Source organism: Streptomyces beijiangensis (genome assembly GCF_017315755.1).
GTDB classification, from domain to species: Bacteria; Actinomycetota; Actinomycetes; order Streptomycetales; family Streptomycetaceae; genus Streptomyces; species Streptomyces beijiangensis.
On record NZ_JAFLRJ010000005.1, the window covers coordinates 14,217 to 27,954 of the forward strand.

The following is a 13,738-nucleotide window of genomic DNA, read 5'->3' on the forward strand; positions in this document are numbered from 1 at the left end:
TAACCGTTACTGCATGGTGCCGCATAAGAGGTAACGTCGCAACATGAATGACAGAGCTCCCGCACCCGGCGGCCTCGCCCTGATCGAGACGCTGGTGAACACCCTCAGCATCGACACCGGCGACGACCGCCTCGCCGCGGAGTTCTCCCTGACCGGCGCCGCACTCGCCGAGGCCGCGGAACTCCGCGAAGCGCTGCGCGCCGTCTGCCGCGCCCACGCGGGCCATGACGTCCCGGAGGCGGGAGCCGGACTGACACGGCTGCTGTCGGCGGCGCCCCTGCTCCTGACGTTCGACGCCGAGGGCACGGCAGTCCTGACTCCCGCGGACCCGGCCGTGCTCTCGTCCCGTATCGCGGCCGCGATCGCCACGGCCGCGGCGGACGGCACCTGGGCCCGCCTCAAGGCCTGTGAGACCGAGGACTGCCACTGGGCGTACTACGACCGCAGCCCGGCGGGCCGCAGCCGCTGGTGCACGATGGCGGTCTGCGGCAGCCGAGCCAAAATGCGCACCTACCGCGCCCGCAAAGCCCGCTCAAGCCCGAGGGGCAGTTCAAGCCCGACGGGCAATTCAAGCCCGTCCGGCGATTGAGGACATACGCGGCCGAAGGTCGCGTGCCGCCCCCCCTGACTAGGCCCGCGGCCGCCCCATGGCCCGAAACGCCCAGCCCGCCGACCGCCACGCCACCGCGGCCTCTTCTTGACGCCGTCCTCGCACCGTTCGGCGCCGGGGCGCCTCGCGGGCTTCGGGCCGGCTGCGCCGGACTCCGTCCGCCGGTCAGGCCCGAGGCCGCCCCATGGCCCGGAACGTCCAACCCGCTTCCCGCCACGCCACCGCGTCCAGCGCATTGCGCCCGTCCAGCATGATCCGCTCGCCCGCGACCTCGCCCAGCGCCGCCGCGTCCAGCTCCCTGAACTCCTGCCACTCCGTCAGGTGCAGGACGACATCCGCGCCCCGCACCGCGTCCAGCGCGCTGTCCGCGTACGCGAGCGTCGGGAAGAGCCGCCGGGCGTTCTCCATCCCCTTCGGGTCGTACACGGTCACCTGACCGCCTTGCAGATGGATCTGGCCCGCCACATTCAGCGCGGGCGAATCCCGTACGTCGTCCGAGTCCGGCTTGAACGTGGCGCCGAGCACCGCGACCCGCTTCCCCAGGAAGGAGCCGCCGCCCAGCGCCTCGCGTGCCATCTCGACCATGGCCCCGCGCCGCCGCATGTTGACCGAGTCGATCTCGCGCAGGAAGGTCAGTGCCTGGTCGGCGCCGAGCTCCCCGGCGCGCGCCATGAAGGCGCGGATGTCCTTGGGCAGGCAGCCGCCCCCGAAGCCGATCCCGGCCCGCAGGAACTTCTTCCCGATGCGCTCGTCGTGCCCGATGGCCTCGGCGAGCTTGACGACATCGCCGTCGGCGGCCTCGCACACCTCGGCCATCGCGTTGATGAACGAGATCTTGGTCGCCAGGAACGAATTGGCGGCGGTCTTCACGAGCTCGGCCGTCGGGAAGTCGGTCACCACGAACGGCGACCCTTCCCCCACCGGCCCCGCGTAGACCTCACGCAGCAGCTTCTCGGCCCGCTCGCTCTCCACGCCGACCACGATCCGGTCGGGGTGCAGGGTGTCGCTGACGGCGAACCCCTCGCGCAGGAACTCCGGGTTCCAGGCGAGCTCGACGCCCTCGCCGAGCGTCCCGGCCAGCCGTGCCGCGGACCCCACGGGCACGGTGGACTTGCCGACGACCAGCGAGCCGGCCTTCAGGTGCGGTGCCAGCGAGGCGAAGGCGGAATCCACGTACGACATGTCGCACGCGTACTCTCCGTGCTTCTGCGGGGTGTTCACGCACACAAAGTGAACGTCCCCGAACTCCCCGACCTCTTCCCACGAGGTCGTGAACCGCAGCCGCCCGCTGGACCCCTCGATCCCGGCGACGTGCCGCTGCAGGATCTCCTCGAGCCCGGGTTCGTACATGGGCACGCGTGCCTGCGAGAGCAATTCGATCTTCTCGGGTACGACATCGAGCCCGAGCACCTCGAATCCCAGCTCGGCCATGGCCGCGGCGTGCGTCGCACCGAGGTATCCGGTGCCGATCACGGTGATCTTGAGGGCCATGCGGTGCTCCTGGGGCGTGACGTACGGACAAGAGTGCGGGCCCGAGCATATCCGGGCACCTCATGGGACACGTTTCCCGCTGTATCGAAGCTCACGTATCCCCCCACCTTGCGCCCACACTAAAATGAAGTTACTAAACGGTAGTTAACATCCCTGGGGAGTGAACAACCTTGGCAGGTTCGCCCGAATTCGACCTGTACCGCCCGGCCGAGGAGCACGACATGCTCCGCGACGCGATCCGCTCCCTCGCCGAGGCGAAGATCGCCCCCTTCGCGGCGGCCGTCGACGAGGAGGCCCGCTTCCCGCAGGAGGCGCTCGACGCCCTGACCGCGGCCGACCTGCACGCCGTGCACGTCCCCGAGGAGTACGGCGGCACGGGCGCCGACGCGCTCGCCACGGTCATCGTGATCGAGGAGGTGGCCCGCGTCTGCGCCTCCTCCTCTCTCATCCCGGCCGTCAACAAGCTCGGCTCGCTCCCGGTGATCCTCTCCGGCTCCGAGGACCTCAAGAAGAAGTACATGACCCCCCTGGCCAAGGGCGACGGCATGTTCTCCTACTGCCTCTCCGAGCCCGACGCGGGCTCGGACGCGGCCGGCATGAAGACGAAGGCCGTACGCGACGGCGACTTCTGGGTCCTCAACGGCGTGAAGCGCTGGATCACCAACGCGGGTGTCTCCGAGTACTACACGGTCATGGCGGTCACCGACCCCACCAAGCGCTCGAAGGGCATCAGCGCCTTCGTCGTCGAGAAGAGCGACGAGGGAGTCTCCTTCGGCGCCCCGGAGAAGAAGCTCGGCATCAAGGGCTCCCCGACGCGCGAGGTCTACCTCGACAACGTGCGCATCCCCGCCGACCGCATGATCGGCGAGGAGGGCACCGGCTTCGCCACGGCGATGAAGACCCTGGACCACACCCGCATCACCATCGCGGCCCAGGCGCTCGGCATCGCCCAGGGCGCCCTCGACTACGCCAAGGGCTACGCCCAGGAGCGCAAGCAGTTCGGCAAGCCGATCGCGGACTTCCAGGGCATCCAGTTCATGCTCGCCGACATGGCGATGAAGATCGAGGCCGCGCGCCAGCTCACGTACGCGGCAGCCGCCAAGTCGGAGCGCGGTGACAGCGACCTGACCTTCGCGGGCGCGGCGGCCAAGTGCTTCGCCTCGGACGTGGCGATGGAGGTCACCACGGACGCGGTCCAGATCCTCGGCGGGTACGGCTACACGCGTGACTACCCGGTGGAGCGCATGATGCGCGACGCGAAGATCACGCAGATTTATGAAGGAACGAATCAGGTCCAGCGGATCGTCATGGCCCGCAACCTGCCGTAACCGAACGGCGGCACGCAGGGGCGCCCTCCGGGGCGCCCCTTGCCTGTGTCAACGGGCCACCGTGCCGGGCGGGGCTGCCGTCAGCGGGAGTTCGGCCGCTGTCGGCAGGCCCTCCCAGTCGCCCTCCGTCGCCACCGACCAGGCCGCCACCCTGGCCGCCTGGTCGAGGCGCTCCCCGGGGTCGGCGCCCGAAAGCAGCGCCGCCAGGTAGCCCGCCACGAAGGAGTCGCCCGCGCCCACCGGGTCGATCTCCGGGACCGGGACCGCGGAGATACGGGTCGTGCCCGAGGAGTCCGCGGCCACGGCGCCGTCCGCGCCCATGGTGATCACCACCGTCTCGGGACCCAGCTTGCGCAGCTCCTGCGCCAGGGTCTCCGCGGAGTGCGCCCCGGGCTCGTGGCCCAGCAGCAGCTCCGCCTCGTCCTCGCTCGCGAAGAGCAGCGAGATGCGGGGGAGGAGCGGGAGCGTGAAGGCGCGGGCCTCTTCCCAACTCCACAGCCGGTTGCGGTGGTTGAGGTCGTACGAGACCGGGACCGAGGCCGCGTGGGCCCGGTCGATGGCCGTACGTACCGACGCCGCGGCCGTGTCCGAGAGCGCCGGGGTGATGCCCGTGGCGTGGAGGAGGTCCGCGGACTCGATCAGGCCGGCCGGGAGGTCGGCAGGGGTCAGGCGTGAGCCCGCCGAGCCCGCCCGGTAGTAGTGGACACGGCGCAGCGCGGCGGTGCGGCGCTCCTTGAGCATCAGGCCGGTGGGGGCCGCGGGGTCCGCCGTGGCGTGCACCGTGACCGACTCGGCGCGCAGCCGGGAGGTGACCAGTTCGCCCAGCTCGTCCGCCCCGACCCGGCCGATCCAGGCGGCGGGGTGGCCCAGGCGCCGTACACCGATCGCGACCGTCGACTCCGAGCCCGCGACCGCCAGGCCGAGGGTGGAGGCGTGGCGCAGCGGGCCGATGCGGTCGGGGGCGAGTGCGGCCATCGTCTCGCCGAGGGTGACCAGACCGGTGCCGGTCATGAGGCGGCCTCGGCGACGAACTTCCGTGCCCGGACGAGGAGTTCGGCCTGCGAGCCGCCGTCCAGGGCGTCCCCGACGAGCGGGGAACCGACGCCGACCGCGAGTGCTCCGGCGTCCAGGTAGGGGCGTATGTCGGACAGGCCCACTCCGCCCGTCGGGACCAGGGGTATCTCGGGGAGCGGGCCCTGCAGGGCCGCGACCGTACCCGGGCCGAGCGGCTCGGCGGGGAAGAGCTTCACCGCGGTCGCGCCCGTACGCCATGCGGCGAGGGCCTCGGTGGCGGTGAAGCAGCCGGGCAGGGTGCCTATGTTCTTGCCCCTGGCGGCGAGGATCAGGCCGGGCTCGTACACCGGGCTGACGATGAACTGCCCGCCCGCCGCGACGACTTGCTCCACCTGGTGGGACTCGGTGACCGTCCCGACGCCGATCAGACACCCTTCGGGAAGGGGGGAGCGCAGCTCGGCGACGGCCTCCAGCGAGCCGGGGGTCGGCAGGGTGATCTCCACGCAGCGCACCCCCGCCTCGATCAGGGTGCGCACGGTCTCGACGAGCGGGGCGCCGGGGCGCCGGCTGCGCAGGATCGCGACCAGACCGTGGCGCTCGAGGTTCTGGCGCAGGGCCAGATCGCCGGCGGTGGGACGGGTGGGCTGCATCGGGTCGTCGTTCATCTGCTGCTTTCCGGTGGTTCGGGACGCCTGCCTCGGACGGCACGATACGGTCCGGCCCTCCGGCCACCGGAAAGGGGCCCGGAGGGCGGGACCGTCCGGACCCCCGCAGGACATCTCAGGCGCGCGGCCCCGGGTCCGTCGTGCTGGGGCGGCCGTTCTCCAGGTGTCCGGCCCAGCGGCGGCGGAAGGCGCCCGCGTCCTCGCCGGTCACGGTGATGTCGTACCAGCCGTCCCGCCGGTGCACGGGCACCTCGAAGGTGGCCGATGCGCCCGGCCGCAGCCGGTGCTGCTTCGCGCCGGTCGAGCCGTACGCGTCCGTGAGCCTCACGGTGTGCGTGGCACGGCGGTCGTGGTTGCTGACCTTCACGCGCACGGAGCCGTCGGAGCGGTGGTGGGAGGCGGTGGCGCGCAGCGCACCGCCCCGCTCGCCCTCGAACTCGAAGAGGCCGCCGTTGGGTCCGTACGCGGCCAGGTGGTACGCCCCGTCCGCCGGGAGGTCCCAGTGGTCGGTGAGCGTGTCCCTGGCGGAGACGGTGTAGCGGCGGGGCGCGGCGTCGGGCCGCGTACGGTCGTGGACGGCGAAGGCGGCGCCCGCCCTGCCGTGGTTGGCGAGGGCGAGCTCGAAGCGGCCGGTGCGGCCGTGGTGCTCGTTCACGGTGACGTCGTACGGCAGCGGGCGCGCACGCCGTACACCGGGCTCCTGGACGGGCATGCTCTGCGGCAGCGGGACCTGGTAGGGCTTGTGCGCCGAGACGATCGGGGCGGGCACCTGGAAGACGGGCGGCGCCGGGTCGGTGGCGGTGAAGTCGAGCGCCGAGGTGAGGTCGCCGCAGACCGAGCGGCGCCAGGAGCTGATGTTGGGCTCCCGTACGCCGAATCTGGCCTCCAGGAAGCGCACCACCGAGCTGTGGTCGAAGGTCTCCGAACAGACCCAGCCGCCCCTGGACCAGGGCGAGATGACCATCGCGGGGACGCGCGGTCCCAGACCCACCGGCTGCGGTCCGGTCGGTCCCGCCGTGCCCGCCGGGCTCTTCCAGTCGGGGCGCGAGGTCATGTCGAGCATCTCGTCGGGCAGGGAGGCGACGAGGTCGTCGGAGACCATGCCCTGGGCGCCGGGGGCGCTGCTGACGGGCGGCACCGGGGGTACGACGTGGTCGAACAGGCCGTCGTTCTCGTCGTAGTTGACGATCAGGACGGTACGGCCCCACACCTCGGGGTTGGCGGTCAGCGACTCGATGACCCGGTTGATGTAGAACGCGCCGTCGGTCGGCGATGCGGAGGGGTGCTCGGAGTACTTGTACGGCGGCACGATCCAGGTGACCTGGGGCAGCGTCCCTGCCTTCACGTCGGCGGCGAACTCCCGCAGCGTGTGGTCGGTCGCGCCCTTCTCGACCAGCGGGCCGCTCGCGCCCATCGCCGGCTGGAAGTTCTCGAAGAACATCAGCGAGTTGTCGGTGTAGTTGTCCGTCGGGCTGCCGGGGTCGCCGGTGCCGCCCTGGTACAGCTTCCAGCTGACGCCCGCCGCCTCCAGGCGCTCCGCGTAGGTGGTCCAGGTGTAGCCGTTGGTGTCGTTGCGCTCGCCGGTGCCGGGCCCGTTGGGCTTGCGGCCCAGGACGTTGCGGGTGTCCATGGTGCCCGACCAGAGGTAGAGCCGGTTGGGTGCGGTGTCGGCGTGCACCGAGCAGAAGTAGGAGTCGCAGAGGGTGAAGGACTCGGCGAGCGCGAAGTGGTACGCGAGGTCCTGCCGCTTGAGGTGCCCCATGGTCAGGACGTCCTGCTTCTGCGTCACCCAGGAGTCCCAGCGGCCCTCCCGCCAGGCCTGGTGGCCGCTGGCCCAGCCGTGGTCGGTGCCGTCGGCGTACTCGGTGGTCGACTTGGGGTCGATGTACCAGGGCAGCACCTCCGTCTCGGTGTCCGGCAGGCCGCGGGCCTTGTAGCGGCCGGGGACCTTGGTGGTCGCGGCGGGCTGGTGCCAGACGGGCTTGCCGCCGGGCAGCAGGGAGGGCCGGGGGTCGCCGAAGCCGCGTACGCCGCTGAGGGTGCCGAAGTAGTGGTCGAAGGAGCGGTTCTCCTGCATCAGGATCACGACGTGCTCGACGTCCTTGATCGAGCGGTGGCGGGAGATCGCGGGGAGGGCCATCGCCTGGCCTATCGCGCCGGGCAGGGCGTCGAGCCCGGCGGCGGCGACGGCGGATGCCCCACCGATCTGGAGGAGACGGCGGCGGTCGAGGGGAGCCATCGACATGCAACTTTCTGTCGTATGTGCCGTTGTTTCGAACGCAATTGAGCATCAGTGGGGAAGATGTGTGATGCAGGTACCTAAGGCTTGCGGCCGGGTCAACGTCCGGTGAACGCAGCGCGCGACACAGCACGGCGCGGCACGACGCACTGCTGCGTCGTACCGCGCCGGATGTCGCCCGTGCCGCTCTCGGTCAGCTGCCGGAGACCGTCACCTTGTCGTCGTTCTTCAGCTCGTCCATCAGCTGCTTGACCTTGGTCTTGTCCCAGATCACGTTGCCGTTGACGGACTGGCCGGTGAGCGGCATGTTCATCGACTTGCCGTCGCCGCCCGTGACGCCCTTCAGCGCCAGGAACATCGAGGCCAGGTTGTACAGGCTCATGTCCTTGTCGACCGTCACCGTGTCCAGGCCCGCGCTCATCGCCGGGTAGATCGCGAACGGGTTCATCACCGTCGTCGGACTGGCGACCTTCGAGGCGAGCGCCGCCAGGAACTTCTGCTGGTTCTTGGTGCGCTGCAGGTCGCTCGCAGCGAAGGCGTGCCGCGTACGGACGTACGCGAGCGCCTGCTGCCCGTTCAGCGTCTGCTTGCCCGCCTTGAAGTCGGCGCCCGCGTCCTTGTCCTTGAAGCCCTGCGGGAGGTTCATCTCCACGCCGCCGACCGCGTCGACCAGATTGGCGAAGCCGCCGAAGCCGATCTCCGCGTAGTGGTCGATGTGCAGTCCGGTGTTGTACTCCACCGTGCGCACCAGCAGCTCGGGGCCGTCCTCGGCGTACGCCGCGTTCAGCTTCGTCGTACGGCCCGTGTTCGGGTAGGTCTTGCCGGACGTGGAGCCCTTGTACGAGGGGATCGCCACATTCGAGTCGCGCGGCAGCGAGATCAGGGAGTCCCCGTTGTCGCCGGTGTGCAGGATCATCATCGAGTCCGTGCGCTTGCCCTCGGCGGACCCGGTGTGCAGCTTCTTCTTGTCGGCGGCGGTCATGCCCGCGCGGCTGTCGGAGCCGACGATCAGATAGTTGGTGCCCTCGCCGGTGGCGGGCCGCTCGATGACCTTCGACAGGTCGATCTCGCGCTTGAGCTTGGAGTCGGCCCAGAAGTACGTACCGATCGAGACGCACAGGAAGCCGACGACCAGGACCAGCGCGCCGATCTTGATGCGGCGGCGCCAGTTCGGGGCGGCGGAAGGGCTGCGGCGGGGGGCCGGGGGCTGACCGCCCTGGCCCTGGCCGCCGTCGGATCCGTTGCCGCCGTAGACCTGTCCGCTGTTGTATCCGCTGTCGTACGGAGCGGGGGCGCCGTAGCCGTCGTCGTACCCCTGCCCGTGCGGCGGCTGCTGCGCGGGTACAGGCGGCCGGCGCCGCACATGCGGCATCGCCCGTGCGCCTTCCGGCTGCGGGTCGTAGCTGCCGCGTCCGTACCTGTCCCTGTCGCTCATGCGGAACAGTGTGCAGTCATCGGCTGTGTGCTTTACAGGGAGGGTGGGAAATCGGGTCAGTGCTGTTGCAGACCTGATGCAATCGGACAGCGCTTAATCTGGAACGTATGACCGATCTTCCGGGCAAGCCCACCTCAGCGTCCCGAACCACCCTGTCCCACATCATGACCGGCAATGACACCAACCTTCTCGGCACGGTGCACGGCGGCGTGATCATGAAGCTGGTGGACGACGCGGCGGGCGCGGTCGCCGGCCGGCACTCCGGCGGTCCCGCCGTCACCGCGTCCATGGACGAGATGGCGTTCCTGGAGCCGGTCCGCGTGGGCGACCTCGTTCATGTGAAGGCCCAGGTCAACTGGACGGGCCGATCCTCCATGGAGGTGGGCGTACGCGTCCTGGCCGAGCGGTGGAACGAATCCACCCCCGCCACGCAGGTCGGCTCCGCCTATCTGGTCTTCGCCGCCGTCGACGAGGAGGGCAAGCCCCGGACCGTACCGCCCGTGGAGCCCGAGACCGAGCAGGACAAGCGGCGCTACCAGGAGGCCCAGATCCGCCGCACGCACCGCCTCGCCAGGCGGCGCGCGATCCTGGAGCTGCGGGAGCAGCGCGCCGCCGAGGGCTTCGAGGACTGACCGACCCTTCGGTCACGGGCCTACGGGCCTACGGGCCTACGTGCGTACGTGCCTACGGACAGACGACCTGGTCCCCGGTGACCGCACCGAACTCACCCTGATAGGCGTCCTCGGCCCGTACCCGTACGACCTTCTTGAAATCGGACCCCGCCGTCACCTTCAGCGTCCGCCCGAGCCCTTTCACCGGCCGCAGCTCCGCGCCAGGCAGCGCGGCCGCCAGGGACGTCGCCGAGCGGTCCCAGCCCGGGTCGTACTCGATGAAGGTCCGCCGCACGCCGTGCGCCAGCGAGGGGGCCGAGGTGCCGGTCGTACGGAAGCCGGTCGCGTGCAGCTCCTTGTCGACGCGGGCGCCGAGGCCGTCGGACGCGGTGCCGTTGTAGACCTGCACCCTGATCTGCTGCGGCGACACGTCCACGGGCGTGGCCTTCGGCTGCTTGGGCCGGTGCGGGGCGAGCGGTTTGTCGTCGCGCAGCAGCTGGAAGAGCTTCTTGGACTTGGCCTCGTCCCACTTCACGGTCGAACCGATGCCCTTGACGGGGAAGCTGATCTGCCCGATCGGCACGGAAGTGAACTCCGACGAGGCAGGCGTGAAGCCGCGCATCGCCTCGGCGAGCGCCAGCAGCTGCTCCGCCCCGAAGCCCTTGTCGGCCCTGACCGAGCCGAGCATCGCGCCGGTCACCTGACGGAACTTGACCGGGTTGAGGAGCACCCCGTTGCTGCTCGCCTTGGCGATCAGCGAGGCCAGGAAGCGCTGCTGGCGCTGCATCCGGCCGAGGTCGGCCGCCCCGTCGATATGGCGCGACCGTACGTACTGCAGCGCCTGTCCGCCGGTGAGGCTGCTGGTGCCGACCGGCAGATCGAGTCCGGTGTACGTGTCCTTGAGCGGCCGGGCCGTACAGACGTCGACCCCGCCGAGCACGTCCACCGTCTTCATGAAGCTGGTGAAGTCGACCTCCAGATAGTGGTCGATCTTCACCCCGGTCATATGCTCCACGGTCCGCACCGCGAGCGCGGGTCCGCCCTCCGCGTACGCCGCGTTGATCTTGATCGGGTGCATGTTGTGGTGCTTGCCCGTGGACTCGTCGATGTGCTCCGGCGCCTCGGCATAGCTGTCGCGCGGCAGGCTCACCACGCTGGCCCGCGACCGGTCATCCGAGAGGTGCACGATCATGATCGTGTCGGTGCAGTGGCAGGGCGCGCCGCCCAGGTGATAGAGGCGCTTCTGCTCCGGAGTGATCTTGTCGCGGCCGTCGGTGCCGACGAGCAGCAGATTCATCCCCTTGGACTCGTCGGGCCGGTCCTTCATGTCCTTGAAGGGGTCGACCCGGTCGATCCCGGAGTCCACGCTGTTGACGACCGCGTGGCCGACGCCGGACGCGCCCAGGACGAGTACGGACAGTGAGGTGGCCACGCGCAGGCCCCATCGAGGGCGCGCGTCCTGCGTTCGGCGACGGGGCTGTGGCATGTGCGGGCACCTCCGGGGCAGGGGTCGCGAGCACCGTAGGCGTACAAGATCGGATGAGCTGGGCAGCGACCCGGCCGCCGCGCGCCCGGTTCCCCCATTCGCGGTAACGTGAGCACCGATGAACGCCACTCCCGCCCCGCATCCAGCCGTCTCCGTGATCATGCCCGTCCTCAATGAGGAACGGCATCTGCGCAGCTCGGTCCGGCACATCCTCGAGCAGGATTACGACGGCGAGATGGAGGTGGTGATCGCGATCGGACCCTCGTCGGACCGTACGGAGGAGATCGCCGCCGAGCTCGTACGGGAGGACCCCCGGGTCCACACCGTCCCGAACCCCACAGGCCGTACCCCCGCAGCGCTGAACGCGGCCATCAAGGCCTCCCGGCACCCGATCGTGGTGCGGGTCGACGGCCACGGCATGCTCTCGCCGAACTACATCGCCACCGCCGTGCGCCTCCTCGACGAGACCGGCGCGATGAACGTCGGCGGCATCATGCACGCCGAGGGCGAGACGCCCTGGGAGGAAGCGGTCGCGGCCGCGATGACCTCCAAGATCGGCGTCGGCAACGCGGCCTTCCACACGGGCGGCGAGGCGGCCCCGGCCGAGACCGTGTTCCTGGGTGTCTTCCGCCGTGAGGCGCTGGAGCAGCAGGGCGGTTACAACGAGGAGTTCATCCGCGCCCAGGACTGGGAGCTGAACTTCCGTATCCGTGAGGCGGGCGGCCTGATCTGGTTCTCGCCCGAGCTGAAGGTCCAGTACCGCCCGAGGCCGTCGGTGAAGGCCCTCGCCAAGCAGTACAAGGACTACGGCCGCTGGCGCCACGTCGTGGCCCGCTACCACGAGGGCTCGATCAACCTCCGCTACCTCGCCCCGCCGGTCGCGGTCTGCGCGATAGCGGCAGGCATCGTGGTCGGCGCCGCGGTGACCCCCTGGGCCTTCGTGATCCCGGCCGGTTACCTCGCGGCGATCGTCGCGGGCTCGGTCCCGGCCGGCAAGGGCCTGTCCCTGAAGGCCCGCGCGCAGATCCCCGTGGCCCTCGCCACCATGCACATGTCGTGGGGCTACGGCTTCCTGACCAGCCCCCGCGCCCTCGCGAAGAAGGTCATCGCCAGCCGCCGCCCGTCGGTGCGGGCGAGCGTCTGACGGCAGGCAGCGACAGAACCCGAAGGGCCCCTCCGTGGATACGGAGGGGCCCTTCGGACTGTGCCCGCGGCTCCGGAGCCAGAGCCTGAGCCAGAGCTAGAAGCTGTAGCCGGGCTGGATCTTCATGCACTTGACCTCGTCGCCGTTGAGCGCTCGCGCGGAGTCGGGCGTCTTGTCGTCCTGAGCGGTCTTGGGGTACGTGGACCCCGTTCGCCAGTCCGCGCCCACGGTCAGGGTGACCCCCGAGACGTCGGTCGACTTCTTCACCGAACTCAGCGGGATCCCGAGGGACTTGGCGAGCGCCTGGGCGTCCCCCTCCAGTTCCGCGCTGGGGAAGGTGATGACGGTCTTGTCCCGCGGGTCGAGCGTCTTGTCGGACTTCGCCTTCGTGTAGCCCGCCGCGTTCAGCGCCGAGGCCACCGCGGTCGCCCGTCCCTTGGCCGCCAACTGGCCGTCGGTCCCAGTGCCGTTGTGCACCAGGACGCCGGTGTCGCCCGGCGCGGCGGCCGGGTCCTCGGAGACCTTCTGGACCGACTTGTTCTGCGCGGGCTTCCCGTCCAGCGGGATGTCGTCGCGGACCATCGACCACAGCTTCTCGGCGTCGACCGGCTTGGGCTCGACCTTGCCCTGGAACCCCTGCAGCTGGGAGTAGACGTTCGGCATCGTGGTCATGGTGATGCGCTTGGTCGGGACCTTCTTGAGGTCCTCCGCGAGGTCGTAGAGCTTCTTGACCGAACCGATGCCGTCGGGGCCGTCGTCCACGGTGAGCGCGTTGGTGGCCGCCTCGGCGAGGTCCATCAGCTGCCCGGGGTTGGACAGTTTGGTGCCCTTGCGCAACTGGCGGACCATCGAGCTCATGTACTGGTGCTGGGCCTCGGCGCGGCCCAGGTCGGTGCCGTCCTCGAAGCCGTAGCGGGTACGCAGCCACTGCAGCGCCTGGACGCCCTTGATGTTGTGGTTGCCCTTGGTCAGCTTCAGCCCGGAACCGTGGCCGTTGCGGTCGCGCGAGTGGACATTGGCGTCGACGCAGACCGGGACGCCGCCGATGGCGTCCGCCATGGAGACCACACCCGCGAAGTCGATCATCATGAAGTGATCGATGTGGATGTTGGTCACGGACTCCCAGGTGGCGACGGTGCAGCCGGGCCCGCCGCGGCCGAGCGACTCATTGGTCAGGTGCACGCCCGTCGAAGCCGCGTACACCTTCCCCTTCTTGTCGGTGCACTTGGGGATCTTCACCAGGGTGTCGCGCGGCATGCTGACCACCGACATGTTGCTGCGGTCCGCCGAGACGTGCAGCAGCATCTGTACGTCGGCGAGAGGCACGCCCCCGAAGGTGCTCTTCGCCCCGCCGAGCTTCTGGTTCTCCTTGGTGTCGCGCCCGTCCGACCCGATCAGCAGGATGTTCATCGGAGTCTGCCCGGCCGCGTTGGCCTTCGGCTTGGGGGCGGCGCTCTCGCCCAGGTTGAGGGCGTCCTTCTTGATGTTGGCGTTGAGATGGCGGTAGTACGCGTAACCGGCGCCGGCCGTCCCGATTATGAGCAGCGAGACCACCGCCGCCACCCATTTGAGGACGCGGCGTCTGCCCCGTTTCGCGCGTTTGCGCGGCCCGCCCCGGCGGTGGCCGCTGCCCTCGCCGGGCGCGTCCGCGGCCGGTGCGCCGTCGGCGTACAGGCTCTCGTCCCAGCCATGTTGATGAGCGCCCGGGACGCGGG

General features: G+C 70.2%; 11 protein-coding genes. 4 read left to right on the forward strand and 7 right to left on the reverse strand.

From position 1 onward, the window contains the following. Window positions 1-43 precede the first annotated feature (43 nt). Window positions 44-589: a CGNR zinc finger domain-containing protein gene (locus tag J0695_RS00755; RefSeq protein ID WP_206959026.1), complete on the forward strand. Its 546-nt coding sequence runs from the start codon at window positions 44-46 to the stop codon at window positions 587-589. A gap of 186 nt (window positions 590-775) precedes the next feature. Here J0695_RS00755 and J0695_RS00760 read toward each other — a convergent pair whose 3' ends face one another. Next, complete coding sequence (locus J0695_RS00760) at window positions 776-2,101, reverse strand: UDP-glucose dehydrogenase family protein (RefSeq protein ID WP_206959028.1); 1,326 nt, start codon at window positions 2,099-2,101, stop codon at window positions 776-778. A gap of 170 nt (window positions 2,102-2,271) precedes the next feature. Here J0695_RS00760 and J0695_RS00765 point away from each other — a divergent pair, with 170 nt between their 5' ends. Next, the gene (locus J0695_RS00765) at window positions 2,272-3,429 is read left to right on the forward strand and encodes an acyl-CoA dehydrogenase (protein ID WP_206959030.1); all 1,158 of its coding nucleotides are present in this window, start codon (window positions 2,272-2,274) and stop codon (window positions 3,427-3,429) included. A 48-nt stretch (window positions 3,430-3,477) separates the two neighbouring features. Here J0695_RS00765 and J0695_RS00770 read toward each other — a convergent pair whose 3' ends face one another. The 4 genes from J0695_RS00770 to J0695_RS00785 form a co-directional block, all read right to left on the reverse strand. After that, window positions 3,478-4,440, reverse strand: coding sequence for a sugar kinase (locus tag J0695_RS00770; RefSeq protein ID WP_206959031.1), 963 nt, complete (start codon window positions 4,438-4,440; stop codon window positions 3,478-3,480). Next, on the reverse strand, window positions 4,437-5,108 hold the full coding sequence (locus J0695_RS00775; RefSeq protein WP_242552037.1) for a bifunctional 4-hydroxy-2-oxoglutarate aldolase/2-dehydro-3-deoxy-phosphogluconate aldolase: 672 nt from the start codon (window positions 5,106-5,108) through the stop codon (window positions 4,437-4,439). The genes J0695_RS00770 and J0695_RS00775 overlap by 4 nt, the downstream gene beginning before the upstream one ends. Before the next feature lie 115 nt (window positions 5,109-5,223). Next, the gene (locus J0695_RS00780; protein ID WP_242552038.1) at window positions 5,224-7,353 is read right to left on the reverse strand and encodes a phosphocholine-specific phospholipase C; all 2,130 of its coding nucleotides are present in this window, start codon (window positions 7,351-7,353) and stop codon (window positions 5,224-5,226) included. A gap of 187 nt (window positions 7,354-7,540) precedes the next feature. After that, entirely contained in the window at window positions 7,541-8,782 is a 1,242-nt protein-coding gene (locus J0695_RS00785; protein WP_206959033.1) for an LCP family protein, read from the reverse strand. 107 nt (window positions 8,783-8,889) lie between these two features. Between J0695_RS00785 and J0695_RS00790 the strand changes: the two genes are divergently transcribed. Continuing rightward, window positions 8,890-9,414: an acyl-CoA thioesterase gene (locus J0695_RS00790; RefSeq protein WP_206959035.1), complete on the forward strand. Its 525-nt coding sequence runs from the start codon at window positions 8,890-8,892 to the stop codon at window positions 9,412-9,414. 52 nt (window positions 9,415-9,466) lie between these two features. Here the strand turns inward: J0695_RS00790 and J0695_RS00795 are convergent, their stop codons facing one another. After that, window positions 9,467-10,879, reverse strand: coding sequence for an LCP family protein (locus J0695_RS00795; protein ID WP_206959037.1), 1,413 nt, complete (start codon window positions 10,877-10,879; stop codon window positions 9,467-9,469). Window positions 10,880-10,997: 118 nt separating this feature from the next. Between J0695_RS00795 and J0695_RS00800 the strand changes: the two genes are divergently transcribed. Next, window positions 10,998-12,023 (forward strand): glycosyltransferase family 2 protein, encoded by a 1,026-nt coding sequence (locus J0695_RS00800; RefSeq protein ID WP_206959039.1) that lies wholly within the window; start codon window positions 10,998-11,000, stop codon window positions 12,021-12,023. A 96-nt stretch (window positions 12,024-12,119) separates the two neighbouring features. On the opposite strand, the gene J0695_RS00805 is transcribed toward J0695_RS00800, so the two are convergent. Continuing rightward, window positions 12,120-13,697 (reverse strand): LCP family protein, encoded by a 1,578-nt coding sequence (locus J0695_RS00805; protein WP_242552042.1) that lies wholly within the window; start codon window positions 13,695-13,697, stop codon window positions 12,120-12,122. Between the last annotated feature and the right edge of the window lie 41 nt (window positions 13,698-13,738).